The following is a 17,848-nucleotide window of genomic DNA, read 5'->3' as shown; positions in this document are numbered from 1 at the left end:
ATAACTAGGAGGACATTGATATGTCAGTTAAAAATAAAGTAGTTGTAATTACAGGAGCATCATCAGGTATTGGAGCGGCAACTGCTAAATTGTTAGCAAGTAATGGAGCTAAGGTCGTTTTAGGTGCAAGACGTGAAGAACGTTTACAAAAGATTAGTCAAGAAATTAATGACGCTGGTGGTGAATCAACTTACAAGGCTACTGACGTTACAAAGCCAGAAGATTTGAAGGCACTAGTAGAATTGGCTAAATCAAAATTTGGTGCTATCGACGTCATCTTCAACAATGCTGGAATCATGTTGACTTCACCAGTTAGTGAATTAAAAGTAGCAGATTGGAACAGAATGGTTGATGTTAATTTGAAAGGTGTTCTCAATGGTGTAGCCGCAGTAATGCCAGATTTCACCGCACAAAAACATGGTCAAATCGTTACTACTTCTTCCGTTGCCGGACTCAAAGGATCAATTGGTTCTGGTGTTTATGGAGCAACTAAATTTGCTGTCAGAGACTTAATGGAAGTAATCCGAATGGAAAGTGCTCAAGAAAAAACTAATATTAGAACTGCTACTTTGTATCCAGCAGCCATTAATACTGAACTATTGAAGCACATTACTGATGATAATTCGAAACAGAGAATGGACAAGTTTTATCAAGCTGTGGGAATTACACCTGATGCGATTGCCCGTGTGGTTAACTTTGCAATCGACCAACCAGAAGATGTCAATGTTAATGAATTTACTATTTATCCAACAAAACAAAGCTAATAAAGGGAGAAATTATGCCAAAAATAATTTTATTAGGTGCAACAAGTAATATTTCCAAATATTTAATTCCAATGTTATTGAGCGAAACGGACTCAGAATTGACGCTTTTTGCTAGAAGAGCTACCCAAAGACTAACAGAATATCAAGATAATCCGCGAATTACTTTGATTGATGGCAACTGGAATAATCAAGCTGATTTAGATAAGAGTATCTCTGGTCAGGACATCGTTTACCTAGCTACCGGACATTTTATTGAAGCCAACGAGAATGTTGTTTCAGCGATGAAAAAGAATCAAGTTAGTAGATTAATCGTTGCTGGTGGCTTAGGAATTTATGACGAAGTAGCCGGTAAGTTCGGACAATGGAATGCAAAGATGATGGGCGATTACACAGGAATAAAAAAGGCCGCAGCAGTAATTGATAACAGTGGCCTGGATTACACTTTCTTGAGAATGAGTTGGTTATACAATCAAGATAATAATTTAAAGTATCAAATTGTTCCTCAAGGTGAACCAATGAAGGGGACACAGGTAACTCGCCAAGCTATCGCTAGATTGATCACTGACATAGTTGAAGATCCAGCCTTGTATAAAGCAGAAAGTATTGGGGTTGTAGAACCAAATACAGAATGGGATAAACCATCCTTTTACTAAAGAATATACTCGCGGAAAAGTAAGCTAGGTACCATAAATTTAGAACCATCAATAATAAGTCTTAATATAAAAAAATAAACCTCAACGTGTTAAACGGTTGAGGTTTATTTTGGTATTTTCAATTTTGAATATCTAAGCCATGATGGAAGCCAGAAGGTTCTCTTTGAGATAATCGAACTCGCCATAGCCACTGTAAATAAATATATATTTCTTATCATTATAGGTAAATTGGATTCGATTCCAACCATAATAGTTGCCGTCGTGAATATCGGTTATTTCCTTAAGTGGAATTTTAATGGTCGTGGCTGAAAGTAGTCCCTTCACAGGTTTAATGGATAGGATATTCTTGGTGATTTCAAAATTAACGTAGTTGAAAACTGCTTCTGATTTATTATTGATTATTTCAATGTAACTAAACATATTCTTCACTGACCTTTCCTGATTCACCATGACTATATTCCGTCGAACGGGTTTTATGGCAAGCAAAGAATTTAAGAAAATTGGAATTAGTCAGCGTACGCTGAATATGATGCGTAAAAACTATTTTTCTAAGAATTCAATAAACAATTTCTCATAAATATCAATAAAATCTAAAAACATTTGTTTATCGAGACTCTCGTTAATCTGATGAGGTGTGTCGTTACCGGGTCCTGCAATGATAAAAGGAAAATCTTTAGGTTTACCTTGGACTAGATTAGAGGCGTCAGTAACGGGAGAAATGGGGCGAATCTTGATATCTTCTTTAGCATAAGGTGTCATTAATTTCTTGATAGCTTTGACTAAATAATTGTCAGGACTCATTAGAACGGGACTTTCGTTCATGTAAATATCAGTGCTGATTTGAGCACCTTGTTGATTGTACTTTTCCATTAATTGATTTAATTCTGTGACAATTTTTTCATTATTATATTCTGGAATCGTCCGTACATTGGCTTCGGATTCGGCGTAGTCGGGAATTGAATTGATTTGGGTTCCGCCTTTGATTAAAGTGGTGTTGAAAATCAATGGTCCCATTGTATCCTGTGGAATGCTTTCGTCACGAAAAATTTTGTTGGCGTCGAGTAGTAAACTCATCAAAGCGTCAATAGCGTTGAAGCCATTTTCGGGCATAGAACTGTGACTGGCTTTACCTTTAGAAATAAATTTGATATCCATCGAACCTTTTTCGCCGTAACCAATATTGTATCCAGATGGCTCAGCGATAACGAGGCCGTCGACGTCTTTCATATAGCCATCTTTTAAAAGATAACTTGAACCAACTTCGCCAACTTCTTCGCCCATTGTAGCCATCAAACGGATGGTTCCTGTCTTAGGTAAATTTTGGTGGTGCAATTCAATCATTGTGATAACTAAAGCAGCTAGACCTGATTTCATATCAGTGATGCCACGACCGAAGAGCTGCCCATCTCTTTGGGTCATTTCAAAGGGGTCGCTGTCCCAATCGTCAGGATTACCAGGCGTTACGACGTCCATATGTCCAGAAATTCCTAAGACCGGCTTTCCTGATCCAATTTCGGCAACTAAGTTAGCACGGTCGCCATGAACAGGTTTGATTTCTGACTTAATATCATATTGAGCCAATAACTTTTGTAAGTAAGTAGCAACCACTTTTTCATGATCGTTGACTGATTTAATAGCAATTAATTTTTTAAGAATATCTAAACGTTCTTCTTCATTTAAAAAATTCATATTTTATTCCCTCCAATAATTATCTATACTCAGATTAACCATATCTGTTATGATTTACAAAATAAAACTCCAAAACCAATTGATATTTGTGAAAGGGATAAATTATGACATGGGAAAAATTGTTTAAATCAAAGATTTTAGATCGAGGATACGATTATTTTCGAAGAGGTGCAGTTAAAAATCTTAAATCAAATGGAAATCGGATAACAGCTGAGGTCGATGGAACCAATATTTATAGTGTGAAAATCACTTTAAAAAATGGACGCCTTATGGAAGCGACTTGTGCTTGCCCCTACGCATTAGCAGGAAATAATTGTAAGCACATGGCTGCTGTATTATTTGATTTTGAAAAGTTAGAGTATGAATCTGGGACGAAAAGACAGGAGAAGGTTGCTCAAGTAAAAGAACTAATGAACGGTGTCAGTGACGAACAAATTCGCACTTTTTTGATTGATGAAATGGCCCAAGATAAAGGACTTTTAAATAAATTCATCAAGACAATCAAAGAACAGAAAGTTGAACCTGACTATTGTGATGTAATTGATGCCATCATTGGATCATATTTGGACAAAAATGGATTCATCGACTATTATTCAGCAACTTATTTCGGACAAGAAATACTTAAATTGATTGATGATGATATAAGTGAATTGGTTACGAACGGTCAATTAAAAGAGGCCTGGAAAACGATTAGTCACCTATTATTAAAAGTTAGTGAATTGGATATAGACGATTCTGATGGCGAAATAATAATGATACTCTCTGAAACTGAAGATATTTGGAAAGATATAATCAAACAAGCATCTGATGATTTAAAAAAAGAAATGTATCAGTGGTGTTGTACAGTTTTAGATGATGAAAATGATATTTTAGAAGATTTAGTTGAAGAAACTTTTGCTAATAACTTTAATGAGGATAATTTTTTAAAAGAAAAATTAAAATTTACTTCTAAAAAAATTAAACAGGCACGTAAATCGATTGGTTCGTATGGTGATTTTATTCTCGATAAGTGGGTCGATATTTATGTTGATCTAATGAAAAGATTGAAGTTTCCAAAGGATAAGATGAGAAAATTTTATTTGGATAATCTCGATTCTAGTAGGGTGAAATTTCTTTATGCAAATTTTTGTATCGAACAACAGGATTACACAGCTGCTATAGAAGTTTTAAAACAAGGTAAGATTGATTCACAAAAAGACGATTATCAAGGATTGACTTTTCAATATAGTAAAAAGTTAAAGAATCTATATCAAAAAATGGAATTAAACGATGACTACCTCAATGAATTGTGGTTGTTAGAAACTGAATACAGTGTAGGGGATGTTGAGATATATCAAGAATTGAAACAACAATATACACCCGAGCAGTGGGAAATTGAACGGGAAAAGATTTTTAAGAGATTACCAAAATATGCTCAGGTAGATAAATTATATTTAGCGGATAAAATGTATGATCGTCTGTTGAAATTTGTCATGGAAAATGAAAATATTTATTCATTGGAAGAGTATGAAAAAGTTTTAAAACCCAAATATTCGAAACAATTGCTATCGGTCTACACGAATATTGTTCAAAAAATGGCTCAAGAGACAGGTAATAGAAAGTATTATAAAAAGATAGTAAGAATTTTGAATCGCATGCTGTCATATCCCGATGGACTAGTAGAGGCTTCTAAAATAGTAAAGGAATGGCAAGAAAAATACGCCAGAAGACCTGCAATGATGGATGAATTGAAAGCTTTTAGGACTGAGTATTAAATTTCAACTATTGTCATTGATAATATATTAGTGTTAGCATATGCAGTTGCAGTAAGAAAAACTGTTATTCATTAAAAAAGGACACTAAAAAACCGATCATGATTTTCATCATAATCGGTTAAGCGAGAATCGCTGATGGGTGGTTGGGGGATCGAACCCCAGACCCACGGATTAAGAGTCCGTTGCTCTGCCAGCTGAGCTAACCACCCATGTATCTTGGTTGATTGAAATGTTTCCCTCTCAACCAACGAGATATATCATACCATAAGCTCCAAATTAATGACAAGTATTTTTTTCAAAAAAATTGAAAAAATTTAAGGTGAGTTTATGTTGATTTTGTTTTAATGGGAAATAACTAGTATAATAATCACGTCAAGGAGATATAAAATGGCTAAAAAAATTCTAGTAGTAGATGATGAAAAACCAATTTCCGATATTGTTAAATATAATTTGGAAAATGAAGGCTACGAAGTCATAACTGCTTTTGATGGACAAGAAGCTTTGGATAAAGTGGATGAGGATAATCCTGATTTAATTCTACTTGATTTAATGCTTCCAGTTATTGATGGTCTTGAAGTAGCTAGAACTATCAGAAAAACTAAAGATACTCCAATTATTATGTTAACGGCTAAAGATACTGAAATTGATAAGGTTATCGGCCTAGAATTAGGGGCTGACGACTATGTCACAAAGCCATTCTCTAATAGGGAATTGGTAGCTCGTGTTAAAGCACGTCTCAGATCACAAAGCCATATGCAAAATGATGATAAGAAGAGTAGCGAAATTAAAATCGGTGATTTAACCATTCTTCCCGATGCATATACTGTAACGAAAAATGGAAAAGAAATTGAATTAACACATCGTGAATTTGAATTGTTGCATTACTTAGCTCAACATATAGGTCAAGTGATGAAACGTGAACACTTACTTCAAACGGTTTGGGGTTATGATTATTTTGGGGACGTAAGAACAGTCGATGTTACTGTTAGAAGATTACGTGAAAAAATTGAAAATAATCCTAGTCAACCAGAGTGGTTGATGACCAGACGTGGAGTTGGTTATTATTTGCGAGATCCTGATGGGGAATAGAAGTTTTCAATAATTTTCAAGTTAAATTGGGAATTTCATCATTAAAAATTAAAAATAATAGTGGAATAAAGTATGATTTTACTTCACTGAAAATAAATATCCGTGGTAAATCGAAAAAGGGTTTATCACGGATATTTATTTTAAACGCTAAAGGTCAAACCTGTTTTATCTCACTTGCTTAGCTGTATAATGTAATTAAGTCTGTATTGTTTAGGTGGAAGAATTTTGAAAAATAGATTTGCTTTGTTACATTCAATAAATTTCAAAATCGGATTATCTTTTATCCTGATTCTTATTGTCACAATTGAAATTATTGGGGCATATTTTGTGCGTCAACTGGAGGATCAAAATGTTGCTAATTTTGAAAACTCGGTTGTTGTACCAGCTTACACTTTGAATCAGATTTCAGAAAATCTGATGGATAATGATCAACATACACGAGATAATATTAGTAACGCGATTCAAGACTATTCAAGAGTCAGTACTGATATTACCGATGTTCAAGTAATAGATCGTAGTGGAATTATCGTTGGAGCCAAGGACTCTGAGGGAAACAATATTATTGGTACACAGACTTTGAAAGATAATATCAAACAAAGTATTCGAACTGGTAAACGAATCACTCAGATCTATTATGAAAAGAATAATGGAAGTTCTTACGAGTCCATCTCGCCAGTTACCTCGCCAGATAATAGTACCGTAGTAGGTGCAATTTATGTTCGAGCTAGTATGGAATCAGTTTATACTGGGATCAACAATATTATCCTAATTTTTTTAACCGCGTCACTAGTTGCAGGATTGTTGGGAGCGATAATTGCAATTTTCATTTCTCGAGCCATTACGCGACCGATTGATGAAATGAAGCAACAAGCTGTTCGAATGGCCGAAGGAGATTATTCTGGACAAGTTCGAGTTTATTCACCGGATGAATTGGGTCAATTAGCAATGGCTGTCAATGATTTATCTGTCAAAGTCGAAGAGGCTACTGAGAACTCAGAGTCAGAACGACGAAGGCTGGATAGCGTTTTGACACAAATGTCTGATGGCGTTATAGCGACGAATCGTTTGGGTAACATAACGGTAATCAACGAAATGGCACAAGAGTTTTTGGAAAAAGATGAAGATGAAGCTATTGGTCAACCACTAGTTGATGTCTTAGGAGTCAAGGATCGAGTTAGTTTTGATGAACTGTTAGAAAATCCTGATCCAATGGTCATTGAAACCAACGATTCCAGTGAAGATTATGACGTTAATGATGACAACTCTTTAATTTTAAACGCAGATTTCTCTTTGATTCAAAGGAACAGTGGCTTCATTAGTGGTATGGTTTGCGTTTTGCATGATGTCACGGAACAACAAAAAATTGATAGCGAACGTCGCCAGTTTGTTTCCAATGTTTCTCATGAATTGAGAACACCTTTGACAAGTATCAGTAGTTATATTGACGCTTTAAATAATGGTGCTTGGAAGGATCAAAAGCTTGCTCCACAATTCTTAGGCGTTACGGCCGAAGAAACAGATCGAATGATTCGAATGATCAAAGATCTTTTAAGCTTGTCTCGAATGGATCAAGGTCGTTCTAAGTTGGATAAGGAATTGGTCAATTTCAATGAATTCTTCTCTTATATTCTGGATCGTTTCGATATGATGCTTAAAAAAGAGAAGACTGATGCTAAAGAGAATGGTTCGAAGATTGAAAAGAATTATCGAATCAAACGAATCTTTACTAGCAAAGACTTGTGGGTTGAAATTGATACTGATAAAATGACGCAAGTTATGGATAACATAATCAATAACGCAATCAAGTATTCACCCGATGGTGGTGTGATTACTTGTCGATTATTGGAAACTAATAAACATATTATTATTAGTATTTCTGATGAAGGTCTTGGTATTCCAAGAAAGGATATCAAGAAAGTCTTCGAACGTTTCTACCGTGTTGATAAAGCACGCTCTAGAAAACAAGGCGGTACTGGTCTTGGATTATCTATCTCTAAGGAAATTGTTGAGCAACATAAAGGTAGAATCTGGGTAAACAGTGCTGAAGGTAAGGGATCAACATTCTATATCTCCTTACCATTTGACCCTAACGAGACAGGAGGAGAATGGGATGAAGTTTAGTCGATTGATCATTCAGGTGTTATTAGTCATTGCCGTTATAATGAGTATCGTCCTGTCCTTCTTTATTTGGACCAATACGGCCCGCTATCAACGTGGTCGCAACATTGACGTTACATCATCAACACAGGCAAATAAGAATGAGATTCCTATTAACCAAGTAATTAGTCCTACTTCAGTCATTTGGCATGGCGATTCGGGACAGAATTTAATTTACAATAGCAATGATAATATTGCTTTAAGCATTCAAAAGGTCATGAAAGATTGGAAAATTGACAGTCCCAGATTAGTTTCTAAGAAAGATGGCGCTTACTATCAGAAAATCATTCAGTCAAAGGATGTTTTACAATTAGTGTATCCAAGTTCAGTTTCAACGAGTATTTTGGGTTATCTGTTAAACAATAATAGTTTGCGTAATGATAAATCATATTCTTTCAACCGGATTTTAATTAATTTGAAAGATAAAAATGATAAGAATATTTATTTAGCCAATGATAGTAACTATGCAGTTTACAAAGCCCCAGTCAGGAATGCTACATCTGCACCAATTACTAAACTGATTAAAAAGGCTAATATCAAATTAAAGATCCGTTTGAATATCATGAAACATGGTGTCTTTACGTTCTTTACGAATCCGGTTAGTTTAAAGACCTATTCGTACGTTATCAGCAGCAAAGAAGATGGCGAATATACAACAGCTTTATTTGATTCCAATACCAATGGATTGGTTACTTCAGAAGACAATGGGGTCTATACGTATAATTATGGCGAATCCAAACGATTGGTTTCGGATCATAATTCGGGAGAATTATCGTTTGAGGACTATACCGATACCTCAGTTCCTAAGACTAAGTTAGCCTTTTTACAACGAGGTTATCAAAAAGTCGTCAATCTACAGAATTCGATTTCCAATTTACGCTTGTACAGTGCTAATTGGGGCGACAAAGACTTAGTCTTTAGGGAGTATGTAGAAGGTTTTCCAATCTTTAAGAAGAGTCACTTTGGTTCAATTCGAATTAACTTTAGTCGTAAAGGCAGCACTGAGAACTTCTTGAACAAAGTGCTAGAAGTTCCAGTTCCATCTGATCAAGCAGCAACTAAGTTGAAATCAACTAACGACATTTTCAAAGGTTTGGAAAAAGTTGGTTATTCGCCAAATGATGTTCAAAATATCGAAGTAGCTTATCAATGGGAAAGTGAGACTGATAACGAAAAGGTGGTTGATTTGAAACCAACGTACTACATTAAGATTGACGGTCATTGGAAACCATATAGCGATTGGACAAACGATACTGCGGAGGATAAATAGATGGACTTTAGAAGAATCGAAGTTATTTTCTTAATAGTTTTTTTCTCACTGGATATCTTTTTGTTCTTGTCCTTTCGAAACAGCCAACAGTTGGTCAGCAGCACTAGTACCAACATATCAACGGTTACCGAGATGCGAAAACGTAATATCAGTTTTGGTACGTTAGATACTAAGGGTGGAAATGCTTATTATTTAGGCTCGCAACCAGATGATTCTTTGGCTCAAAACGTTAATAAATTACGTAATCAAGAGGTTCAATATGATGAAGAGAATCATAAGATTACTAGTAGTTTGAATAGTTCAATTTCTGTTACCACATCTGATCGACAGAAAGTGATGGATAAGTTTATAAAGAAAGAATCTAATGTTTTATTTGGAAAAGATTACAAATATGCACCACAATTATCAACTAGTTCCCAAATGGTGTATGTTGGAACTGGACCTTTAGGCGAAGTGTATGATAAAACTAATCAATTGACCTTTACAATTGAGAGCGGTCGAGTAGTTAGTTATACTCAGACACATGTTAGATCAATGATTATTTTGCACGAAAGACAAGCAATTAAGAGTGAAAAAGACGTTATTACCAATCTTTATGCCAATTCTGAAATTCCCAATAATTCTAAAATTTCATATGCTAATTTAGCTTATACAAAATTGTTAGTTGCTAAGGATAGTACGATTTATATTCCAGTTTGGTTCGTAACAATTAAAAATAAAGATAGTAAAGTCAGTTCCATTAAGAAGGTTAATGCCTTTACGGGCAATATTATAAAGAATTCAACAAATGGAGATAGCAATTATAATGCCCAATGATGATAGTTTGAAAGTTAGTGTACTTGCTAGCAGCAGTTCTGGCAATGCCACTTATATTGAGACACCTAAGCATCATGTGTTAGTTGATGCTGGATTGTCAGGTAAAAAAATTAAAGAGGCAATGGAGAGTATCGGTAAAGATATCAATACAGTCGATTCTTTGTTTGTAACGCATGAGCATACTGATCACAGTAAAGGTGTCGGTATTTTAGCTAGACGTTACAATCTAAACGTATATGCCAATGAAAAAACTTGGGAAGCTATGCTACCTAAGATTGGTAAAGTTCCAGAAGATGAGATAAATGTTTTTGAACATAATAAAATTATGTCCTTGGACGATTTAGATATTGAAAGTTTTGCCGTTTCGCATGATGCGGCAGATCCACAATTTTACAAATTTTATCATAATGGCAAGGAGTTCGTGATTTTAACCGATACTGGTTATGTCTCTGATCGGGTTCAAAAGACAATTGAAAATGCCGATGGATATTTATTGGAATGTAACCACGATGTAGAAATGTTACGTGAAGGATTTTATCCTTGGCCTTTGAAACAGCGAATATTGAGTGAGAAGGGTCACTTGTCTAATGAAGACGGAGCCCATACTCTAATGGACGTGATCGGTAACAATACTAAACAGATTTACTTAGGTCATTTGAGCCATGAGAATAATACTAAAAAAGTGGCTCGGACTGAGGTTACACAAGTCTTAGAGGATCATGATTTTGCGGTTGGACATGACTTTAAAATTCACGATACGGACCCAGCTGTAGCTGATCCGCTGATTGCTTTGTAGGCTTTAATAAATAAATCATAAGTAGTTCATAATTTTTTCATAATTTAAAGTTAATATAATAGACAGAAAATATGGGGAAGTGGACATTACAAATGAATAATGACAAAAACGACAAATCTGAATCAAGAGTAGAAGAAAGTAAGCGCAGTTCACCTAAGAAGTCGGGCAATAATTCTTTACTTAAGATAGGAATTGTAGCCTTTATTTCCGCCGCATTAGGCGTTGTAATAGCCTTTGCTGGTTTCACTTATTTCGGAGTAGGTAACAATTCTTCCGAGTCCTCATCGACGGGATCTGCGGGGACTACGCAAGTCAGCAATACGAAAGTTAATACGTCGAGTTCAATGTCGGGCGCATATAAAAAAGTTAATGGTGCAGTTGTTTCTGTAATCAATCTGCAAAAGCAAAAAGAACAATCGAGTGATGGGGATATCTCATCCATCTTCGGTGACCTCTTTGGCGACGACAGTGGCAGTAGCGATAGTGGTTCTTCGGAGGATTCACAGTCTGATAGCAATTCATCAGATTCAAGCTCCGATTCCAATTCAAGTTCGTCGAGTTCTTCTAACAGCAGTGATTTGCAAGAATATAGTGAAGGTTCTGGTGTGATTTATGCTAAACAAAATGGTAAGGGTTATATCGTAACGAATAACCATGTTGTTTCTGGCTCAGATTCATTGGAAATCATTTTGGAAGATGGTACAAAGGTTTCTGCTAAACTTGTCGGAACCGATTCAACGACTGACTTAGCTGTTTTGGAGATAGATGGCAGTAAAGTGCCTGCTACGGTATCATTTGGCAATTCTGACAACGTTTCTCCTGGTGACCCGGTAATTGCCATTGGTTCGCCATTAGGAAGCGAGTACGCTACGACAGTTACACAAGGTATCATTTCTGCTACAAATAGAACTGTGACGACTCAGGATCAAAATACTGGACAAGCTACAGGCGAAGCAACAGTTCTCCAAACTGATGCAGCTATCAATCCTGGTAACTCTGGTGGTCCATTAGTTAATGCTGCTGGACAAATTGTTGGTATCAATTCGATGAAATTAGCTTCAAGTACTGACGGTTCATCGGTTGAAGGAATGGGCTTTGCTATTCCAAGTAATGAAGTAGTGAAGATCATCAATCAATTAGTTGAAAATGGTAAAGTTGAGAGACCATCATTAGGCATTCGAGTCTTGGATCTTGACCAAATTACGGATGATTCACAATCTAGTTTGAAATTACCAAGTAATGTTACTAAGGGTGTAGTTGTCTATAGTACAACTAGTGGTTCGGTTGCTAAGGCAGCTGGATTGAAGAAGTATGATGTTATCGTCAAGTTAGGTAATAAGAAAGTAACCTCAGTTGCCGACTTGCATACCGCTTTGTACTCACACGCAATTGGTGATACTGTGAACGTTCAATATTATCGTAATGGTAGTTTGAAGACAGCAAGTGTACATCTAACTAAGAAAACTTCAGATTAACAAATAAGACGTTGAAACCAAGTAATAGTGGTTTCACGTCTTTTTTTGAACAATTTTCTGAAAATAAGATATTTTCTTCGGGAAAAATAAAGCTTAATCAACAGGACTTTTCCACAAGTGTTCATAACTTGTGCATAAGTAGGGAAAAAATGACTATGACGTTGTAGAAAAGTTTTCCACAGAATTACCCACAGCTGTTAATAACTTTAATGACAAAAATTACTAAACGTATATATTTCCTAATTTAGTACAGTTAAGAGCTGTTACACAGATCTATCCAAACGTTTATTTTTCGGTGTAAAAGTGAATTGTCATGATAATTCGGAATTATCGAAATTATTTGGCAATTTTGGGATTATTACGTATGATAATTAATTGAGGAGAATTTTATTATGAATATTAAAATGGTTACAGTAGGGAAATTAAAAGAGAAATATTTTAAAGCAGGAATAGCCGAGTATGCCAAGCGTTTAGGAGCTTTTTGTAAGTTTAAAATCGTTGAATGTCCCGATGAAAAAGCCCCTGAAAATTTGAGTGAAGCACAAGATGAGAAAGTAAAACAAATTGAAGGAGAACGAATATTAAGCAAAATCAAAGATAAGGAATATGTCATTTTACTTGATTTACGTGGTAAAGAATTGACTTCTGAACAAATGGCTAAAAAAATTGATGACTTATCCACATATGGGACTAGTGATATTACTTTTATCATCGGAGGATCACTTGGTGTCAGTCCAGAAGTTATGAAAAGAGCCGATTTTAGTATTTGTTTTGGTAAATTCACTTTGCCACATCAACTGATGCGTTTAGTGTTGACAGAACAAATTTATCGTTCATTCATGATTATTAATCATCGAACATATCATAAGTAAATTACGGTAGGCGTGATTGAAATTGATTAGTTAAGAACCCTTTATTTTTTTAAAAATTTCTCCATGTAAATAAGCCAGTGTAGCAATCACTCTTGATGGTTGTCGCACTGGCTTATTTTGTTGTTTTTAGAATTGTGCAAGAATTTGGTTTTTAGTATTTGTACCTAATTCAATCCAATTTTTAACAGTATCCTCGTTGATACGAAAGACCGGAGCACTGATACTAAATCCGCCAAAGATTTGTCCATCTTTAACTAGCGGGAAACCAACACAATAGACACCATCCTGATTTTCAATGTCGTCAATTGCATAGCCTCTGGCTTTGTTTGTAGAAAGATCAGCCATTAAATCTTGGCGAGTCACTAGGGTGTTTTTAGTAAGCGGTGTCAGGACTGTTTTATCTAGGTAGCTATCAATTTTTTGTTCAGAGTAATAGGACAAAATAGCCTTGCCCATCGCTGATGAATACATGTCCATCGTTCCACCAAGCTCTAAATCGAAGTGAATACTGTTAGTACTCTTAGCCCGATCTAGTAAAACAACTTTGTCATTTTCTACAATTCCTAAGTTAATAGCTTCGGTAGTTTGATCACGTAGCTTGTTAAGAAATGGCATTGCTATTTTGACTAAATTAAAGCTTTGAGTAGATTCATTGCCATATTTAATAAAAATAGTTCCCAAATAATATTGTTTGACCGTGCCCAAAGATCTGACATAACCGCAATATTCTAATGTTTGGAGAATTTTTAAAATAGTTGGCTTAGAAATGTCCACATTTTGACTTATTTCTTTTAATCCGGGTGCTGTTTTTGAGTTAGCGATAAAATCTAATATTTCCTTGGCTTTCAGTAAAACTGTGCCATATAAGCGTTTCTCAGTCATTACGAAACCTCTTTTCAACATAATCTTATTCAATTTTATACCAAAAAATAAAAAAAAACACCGTGAAAGGGCTTGCAATGAGTTTTGAGATATATTAAACTCTAATTGTAAATAAGAAATAGTGTTTCTTATTAAGAAATATAAACAAACAATTCTAGGAGGATTTTTCAATGTCAGAAATTCATGAGAGTGCTGAAGAAATTCGTCAACATGAGGAAGAACTAAAGAATAACTTCAATATGGATAAATTTAGCCTAAAAGGTAAAGTTGCCGTTATCACAGGTGGTAATACTGGATTAGGTCAAGGCTATGCAATTGCTATGGCAAGAGCCGGTGCTGATATCTTTATTCCAACTTTTGGTAAGAAGGAATGGGATAATACCCGTGAATTGATCGAAAGCTTAGGTCGTAAAGTTGAATTTATGGACTGTGACTTAACAGCCTCAGATACACCAAAGAAAGTTATTGATGAAGTAGTTTCTAAGATGGGACGCATTGATATTTTGGTAAACAATGCCGGAATGATCAAACGTAATCCATTACTAGAATCAAAAGATGAAGATTGGGACAAAGTTATTAGTATCAACTTGAGTGCCGTATATCATATGTCACTTGAAGCATGCAAAGTCTTCGCAAAGCAAAAATCAGGAAGAATTATCAACATTGGTTCAATGCTTTCATTCCAAGGTGGTAAATTCATTCCTTCATACACAGCTTCAAAACATGGTGTTGCTGGATTGACAAAAGCCTTTGCTTCAGAAATGGGTGCATACAATGTCACAGTCAATGCAATTGCTCCTGGATACATCAAGACAGAAAACACAGCTCCTATTCGTGCCGACAAGTCACGTAACGACGAAATCTTAGGCAGAATTCCAATGGGCCACTGGGCAGAACCTTATGAATTGATGGGACCAGCAGTCTTCTTAGCAAGTGATGCTGCCGCATATATCAATGGTGCAATTGTTCCAGTTGATGGTGGTTATTTAGTTCGTTAATCAAATTTTAGGTAGACATATTTACTCTTAGAATATTATAGATACTGATTAAAAAGAGGTTCAAAAATGGAAAACTATTTTTGAACCTCTTTTAGCTTATATTCAATATAAGGTAAGGGAAATCGTTTTCCTAAAAATAAATAACTGAATTTTATTATTATTGGTATCTCAACGTATTTATATTTACTTTTTATAAAAAGCTATTGAAATATTTTAGGTAATCGTTTACCATATAGTTGTGAAAAGGCTTACAAACGAATGGGGGAATACATATGAAAGATCGAACATTTGTTAATCCAGAAAAATTTGCTTTAGGTTTTGCAAGTGCTTCAGTTATACCGAACTCGGATAAGAGTCAAACAGTATCAGAAGCAAAGAAATATTTATTAAATTATCTAACGGCATACTATTTGGTAGAAGAATTTAATACTGTTGAAAATAAGAACTTTGACAGTAATACAGAAACACATTTTGAAGATATGACATTTCCACAATTAATGGAACGTGTTAAAAAAATGAATAAATATTAAAAATTATATGGAGGAAATAATTATGACTCTTGTCTTAAATACTTTGATTTTTGAAAACGATTGGAAAAAAGGAGCAAAACAGGCTGATTTGGTAGACCGCGTTGCTAAATTGGGAGCCGACGGTGTTGAAGTACGTAGAGAATATTTTAGAGATATAAATAAAGAATTATCAGAAGTAGCAGAAAGAGCTAAAAAGAGTAATTTGTTGGTTAATTATAGTGTTCCTGATGTTATTTTTGAAGATGATGGTTCAGTAAATCCTAAAATGCAACAATATTTTGATGAAGGTAAAATTTTAGGATTGAAAAAGATTAAATTTAATGTGGGACATTTTGATAAATTTACAGGGGACTTAAGATCAGAATTAGGCAAGTTACCTTTAGATCAGATTCAATTGAATATTGAAAATGACCAGACTTCGGTTTCTGGAAATGCGAAATCAATTGAAACCTTTTTAGCAGCTGCAAGAAAAGTTGGATTAACAAGTTTAGGATATGTTTATGATTTGGGAAATTGGGCATTTACTAATGGTAATGCTGAAGTGGCGGCAAGAGAGCTCACACCATATACTCATTACATTCATTTGAAGAATGTAATTGACGATAATGGAAAATTAATTACGTCAGATGATTTGAACAAGGGAATGTTTGATTGGAAGAAATTAATCAAAATATTGCCGATTGATCAATCATATGCTCTTGAATTTCCAATGAAGGATGATGAACAAGTTCTTTCTCAAATGAAATTATTGAACAATGAGGTAGGTGCATAAAGGATGAGCTCAACTATAATCGCAATCCTTTTATTAATTACTTTTGTAATTTTTATTGGATATATTTTAAAGGGCGGGAATTTGATGATTGGGTTCTTTATAATGGCAATCCTTTGGGCAATTATCGGTATGGTACCATTTGATACCGCCGTTCAAAAGATCTTTGCTGAACCTGCTACAAATTATGGTCCTACAATTATTTATATTGTTTTTGGTTCTTGGTTTGGTCGTGTCCTTGTTGATTCTGGAATAGCCCCTGCTATTTCTGAAACAACAAATAAGGTAGGACGTAAGAAACCATTAATCGCGGCTATACTTGTCATGATCGTAACTAGTTTTATCTTCGTTTCAGCCTATGGTGTTGGATCAGTTATCGCAATAGGGGTAATCTTGTTGCCAATTTTACTATCAGTAGGTGTTCCACGTGATATTGCATTGGTAGCCTTCTCAATGGCTATTGGTGCTCCAATGTATATTAACGTTGTTTTATATAACCAAATTAAAGTTTTCTTTCCTAAAGCAAGTTACAATGCTTCGTATTTGCATTTTGGAATAATTGCTATGATTGTTCAATTAATAGCAGTAATTGTATTTCTATTCATTATGCGTAAAAAGTTTAACCCGAATAAAGCAGAGAGTAACTTGAATACTATCGGAGCAAGTATGAGTGATGCGAAGGAAGTAAAATCAGTACCTAAGATTTCATTCATTATTCCAATCGTCCCTGTTCTTATGAATATGCTTTTCCATTGGGATGCAGTTCCAGCACTTACTTTAGCTACTTTACTAGGTGCATTATTGACCGGAAATATGAAGAATTATAAACATTTTGTTAACTTTTTAAATGAAACAATTAAACATGCAATTTCAGATATTGCAGGATTGGTAATGTTTCTGATGTCACTTGCGATGTTTACAGGAGCTGCTTCATTAAATGCATCAAGATTTAAACCCATTTTTGAAGCAATTTTGCCAAATAGTCATCTTATTCTAGCAATTGGTTTAGGTGTTTTGGCACCACTAGCTTTATTCCGTGGTCCACTACACGTTTGGGGTGCGGGTGCAGCTACAGCTGCGGTTTTGTCTGGTACCGGACTGTTCACAGACCCATTCTTGCTACCATTGTTGTATGTTCCTACTTTGATGGCAGTTTCCGTTGATATTACACAATCTTGGAATGTGTGGGGATTGGATTATATGAAAGTTCAATCGAAAGATTTCCTAAAATATGGTATTCCGGCCATGTGGATAGTTTCAATTATTAATGAATTTTTGGTCTATCAATTCTTCGGATAATTTATAAAATTAATTTCTCGATAAAATAATAAGGA

Annotated in this window: 17 protein-coding genes and 1 tRNA gene; 14 read left to right on the top strand and 4 right to left on the bottom strand. The window is 35.0% G+C overall.

Features of this window, described 5'->3' with window-relative positions:
• Positions 1–20: 20 nt before the first annotated feature.
• Positions 21–764 carry an SDR family oxidoreductase gene (locus tag LA20249_RS07580; protein WP_057737245.1) on the top strand — a complete coding sequence of 248 codons (744 nt, stop codon included), beginning with the start codon at positions 21–23 and terminating at the stop codon, positions 762–764.
• Between the two features lie 14 nt (positions 765–778).
• The gene (locus LA20249_RS07575) at positions 779–1,417 is read left to right on the top strand and encodes an NAD(P)H-binding protein (protein ID WP_057737243.1); all 639 of its coding nucleotides are present in this window, start codon (positions 779–781) and stop codon (positions 1,415–1,417) included.
• 132 nt (positions 1,418–1,549) lie between these two features.
• Here the strand turns inward: LA20249_RS07575 and LA20249_RS07570 are convergent, their stop codons facing one another.
• Both LA20249_RS07570 and LA20249_RS07565 read right to left on the bottom strand, forming a co-directional pair.
• Positions 1,550–1,846: a hypothetical protein gene (locus LA20249_RS07570; protein ID WP_057737241.1), complete on the bottom strand. Its 297-nt coding sequence runs from the start codon at positions 1,844–1,846 to the stop codon at positions 1,550–1,552.
• Positions 1,847–1,957: 111 nt separating this feature from the next.
• Positions 1,958–3,106 carry an ArgE/DapE family deacylase gene (locus tag LA20249_RS07565; protein ID WP_057737239.1) on the bottom strand — a complete coding sequence of 383 codons (1,149 nt, stop codon included), beginning with the start codon at positions 3,104–3,106 and terminating at the stop codon, positions 1,958–1,960.
• Positions 3,107–3,210: 104 nt separating this feature from the next.
• Here LA20249_RS07565 and LA20249_RS07560 point away from each other — a divergent pair, with 104 nt between their 5' ends.
• Positions 3,211–4,860, top strand: coding sequence for an SWIM zinc finger family protein (locus LA20249_RS07560; RefSeq protein WP_057737238.1), 1,650 nt, complete (start codon positions 3,211–3,213; stop codon positions 4,858–4,860).
• A gap of 136 nt (positions 4,861–4,996) precedes the next feature.
• Here LA20249_RS07560 and LA20249_RS07555 read toward each other — a convergent pair.
• Positions 4,997–5,069, bottom strand: a tRNA-Lys gene (locus LA20249_RS07555).
• A 178-nt stretch (positions 5,070–5,247) separates the two neighbouring features.
• Between LA20249_RS07555 and yycF the strand changes: the two genes are divergently transcribed.
• From yycF to rlmH, 7 genes are all read left to right on the top strand, one after another.
• Positions 5,248–5,949: a response regulator YycF gene (gene yycF, locus LA20249_RS07550; RefSeq protein ID WP_057737236.1), complete on the top strand. Its 702-nt coding sequence runs from the start codon at positions 5,248–5,250 to the stop codon at positions 5,947–5,949.
• A 225-nt stretch (positions 5,950–6,174) separates the two neighbouring features.
• Complete coding sequence (walK, locus tag LA20249_RS07545; RefSeq protein ID WP_057737234.1) at positions 6,175–8,070, top strand: cell wall metabolism sensor histidine kinase WalK; 1,896 nt, start codon at positions 6,175–6,177, stop codon at positions 8,068–8,070.
• Positions 8,060–9,376 (top strand): YycH family regulatory protein, encoded by a 1,317-nt coding sequence (locus LA20249_RS07540; RefSeq protein ID WP_057737232.1) that lies wholly within the window; start codon positions 8,060–8,062, stop codon positions 9,374–9,376. The genes walK and LA20249_RS07540 overlap by 11 nt, the downstream gene beginning before the upstream one ends.
• A complete protein-coding gene (locus LA20249_RS07535) occupies positions 9,377–10,192 on the top strand; it encodes a two-component system regulatory protein YycI (protein WP_057737229.1) in 816 nt (271 codons plus the stop codon).
• Entirely contained in the window at positions 10,182–10,988 is an 807-nt protein-coding gene (locus tag LA20249_RS07530; RefSeq protein ID WP_057737227.1) for an MBL fold metallo-hydrolase, read from the top strand. The genes LA20249_RS07535 and LA20249_RS07530 overlap by 11 nt, the downstream gene beginning before the upstream one ends.
• 92 nt (positions 10,989–11,080) lie before the next feature.
• Positions 11,081–12,463, top strand: coding sequence for a S1C family serine protease (locus tag LA20249_RS07525; protein ID WP_057737225.1), 1,383 nt, complete (start codon positions 11,081–11,083; stop codon positions 12,461–12,463).
• 392 nt (positions 12,464–12,855) lie between these two features.
• Positions 12,856–13,335 (top strand): 23S rRNA (pseudouridine(1915)-N(3))-methyltransferase RlmH, encoded by a 480-nt coding sequence (gene rlmH / locus LA20249_RS07520; protein ID WP_057737223.1) that lies wholly within the window; start codon positions 12,856–12,858, stop codon positions 13,333–13,335.
• 126 nt (positions 13,336–13,461) lie between these two features.
• On the opposite strand, the gene LA20249_RS07515 is transcribed toward rlmH, so the two are convergent.
• Positions 13,462–14,217 carry an IclR family transcriptional regulator gene (locus tag LA20249_RS07515; RefSeq protein WP_057737221.1) on the bottom strand — a complete coding sequence of 252 codons (756 nt, stop codon included), beginning with the start codon at positions 14,215–14,217 and terminating at the stop codon, positions 13,462–13,464.
• A gap of 170 nt (positions 14,218–14,387) precedes the next feature.
• Here LA20249_RS07515 and kduD point away from each other — a divergent pair, with 170 nt between their 5' ends.
• The 4 genes from kduD (at position 14,388) to LA20249_RS07495 (ending at position 17,813) form a co-directional block, all read left to right on the top strand.
• On the top strand, positions 14,388–15,215 hold the full coding sequence (gene kduD, locus LA20249_RS07510; RefSeq protein ID WP_057737219.1) for a 2-dehydro-3-deoxy-D-gluconate 5-dehydrogenase KduD: 828 nt from the start codon (positions 14,388–14,390) through the stop codon (positions 15,213–15,215).
• Between the two features lie 272 nt (positions 15,216–15,487).
• On the top strand, positions 15,488–15,745 hold the full coding sequence (locus LA20249_RS07505) for a hypothetical protein (protein WP_057737217.1): 258 nt from the start codon (positions 15,488–15,490) through the stop codon (positions 15,743–15,745).
• A 22-nt stretch (positions 15,746–15,767) separates the two neighbouring features.
• Positions 15,768–16,517: a sugar phosphate isomerase/epimerase family protein gene (locus LA20249_RS07500; RefSeq protein WP_057737215.1), complete on the top strand. Its 750-nt coding sequence runs from the start codon at positions 15,768–15,770 to the stop codon at positions 16,515–16,517.
• 3 nt (positions 16,518–16,520) lie between these two features.
• On the top strand, positions 16,521–17,813 hold the full coding sequence (locus LA20249_RS07495; protein ID WP_057737213.1) for a gluconate:proton symporter: 1,293 nt from the start codon (positions 16,521–16,523) through the stop codon (positions 17,811–17,813).
• Positions 17,814–17,848 lie beyond the last annotated feature (35 nt).

It is taken from the genome of Companilactobacillus alimentarius DSM 20249, assembly GCF_002849895.1.
GTDB classification, from domain to species: domain Bacteria; phylum Bacillota; class Bacilli; order Lactobacillales; family Lactobacillaceae; genus Companilactobacillus; species Companilactobacillus alimentarius.
The sequence above is the reverse complement of the archived record's forward strand: the minus strand, read 5'-3'. Positions and strand labels throughout refer to the sequence as shown.

Excerpts from the sequence above, each read along its gene's own strand:
- LA20249_RS07580 (WP_057737245.1), top strand. The coding sequence starts at position 21 with ATGTCAGTTAAAAATAAAGTAGTTGTAATTACAGGAGCATCATCAGGT.
- LA20249_RS07575 (WP_057737243.1), top strand. The coding sequence starts at position 779 with ATGCCAAAAATAATTTTATTAGGTGCAACAAGTAATATTTCCAAATAT.
- LA20249_RS07565 (WP_057737239.1), bottom strand. The coding sequence starts at position 3,106 with ATGAATTTTTTAAATGAAGAAGAACGTTTAGATATTCTTAAAAAATTA.
- LA20249_RS07560 (WP_057737238.1), top strand. The coding sequence starts at position 3,211 with ATGACATGGGAAAAATTGTTTAAATCAAAGATTTTAGATCGAGGATAC.
- yycF (WP_057737236.1), top strand. The coding sequence starts at position 5,248 with ATGGCTAAAAAAATTCTAGTAGTAGATGATGAAAAACCAATTTCCGAT.
- LA20249_RS07540 (WP_057737232.1), top strand. The coding sequence starts at position 8,060 with ATGAAGTTTAGTCGATTGATCATTCAGGTGTTATTAGTCATTGCCGTT.
- LA20249_RS07535 (WP_057737229.1), top strand. The coding sequence starts at position 9,377 with ATGGACTTTAGAAGAATCGAAGTTATTTTCTTAATAGTTTTTTTCTCA.
- LA20249_RS07530 (WP_057737227.1), top strand. The coding sequence starts at position 10,182 with ATGCCCAATGATGATAGTTTGAAAGTTAGTGTACTTGCTAGCAGCAGT.
- LA20249_RS07525 (WP_057737225.1), top strand. The coding sequence starts at position 11,081 with ATGAATAATGACAAAAACGACAAATCTGAATCAAGAGTAGAAGAAAGT.
- rlmH (WP_057737223.1), top strand. The coding sequence starts at position 12,856 with ATGAATATTAAAATGGTTACAGTAGGGAAATTAAAAGAGAAATATTTT.
- LA20249_RS07515 (WP_057737221.1), bottom strand. The coding sequence starts at position 14,217 with ATGACTGAGAAACGCTTATATGGCACAGTTTTACTGAAAGCCAAGGAA.
- kduD (WP_057737219.1), top strand. The coding sequence starts at position 14,388 with ATGTCAGAAATTCATGAGAGTGCTGAAGAAATTCGTCAACATGAGGAA.
- LA20249_RS07505 (WP_057737217.1), top strand. The coding sequence starts at position 15,488 with ATGAAAGATCGAACATTTGTTAATCCAGAAAAATTTGCTTTAGGTTTT.
- LA20249_RS07500 (WP_057737215.1), top strand. The coding sequence starts at position 15,768 with ATGACTCTTGTCTTAAATACTTTGATTTTTGAAAACGATTGGAAAAAA.
- LA20249_RS07495 (WP_057737213.1), top strand. The coding sequence starts at position 16,521 with ATGAGCTCAACTATAATCGCAATCCTTTTATTAATTACTTTTGTAATT.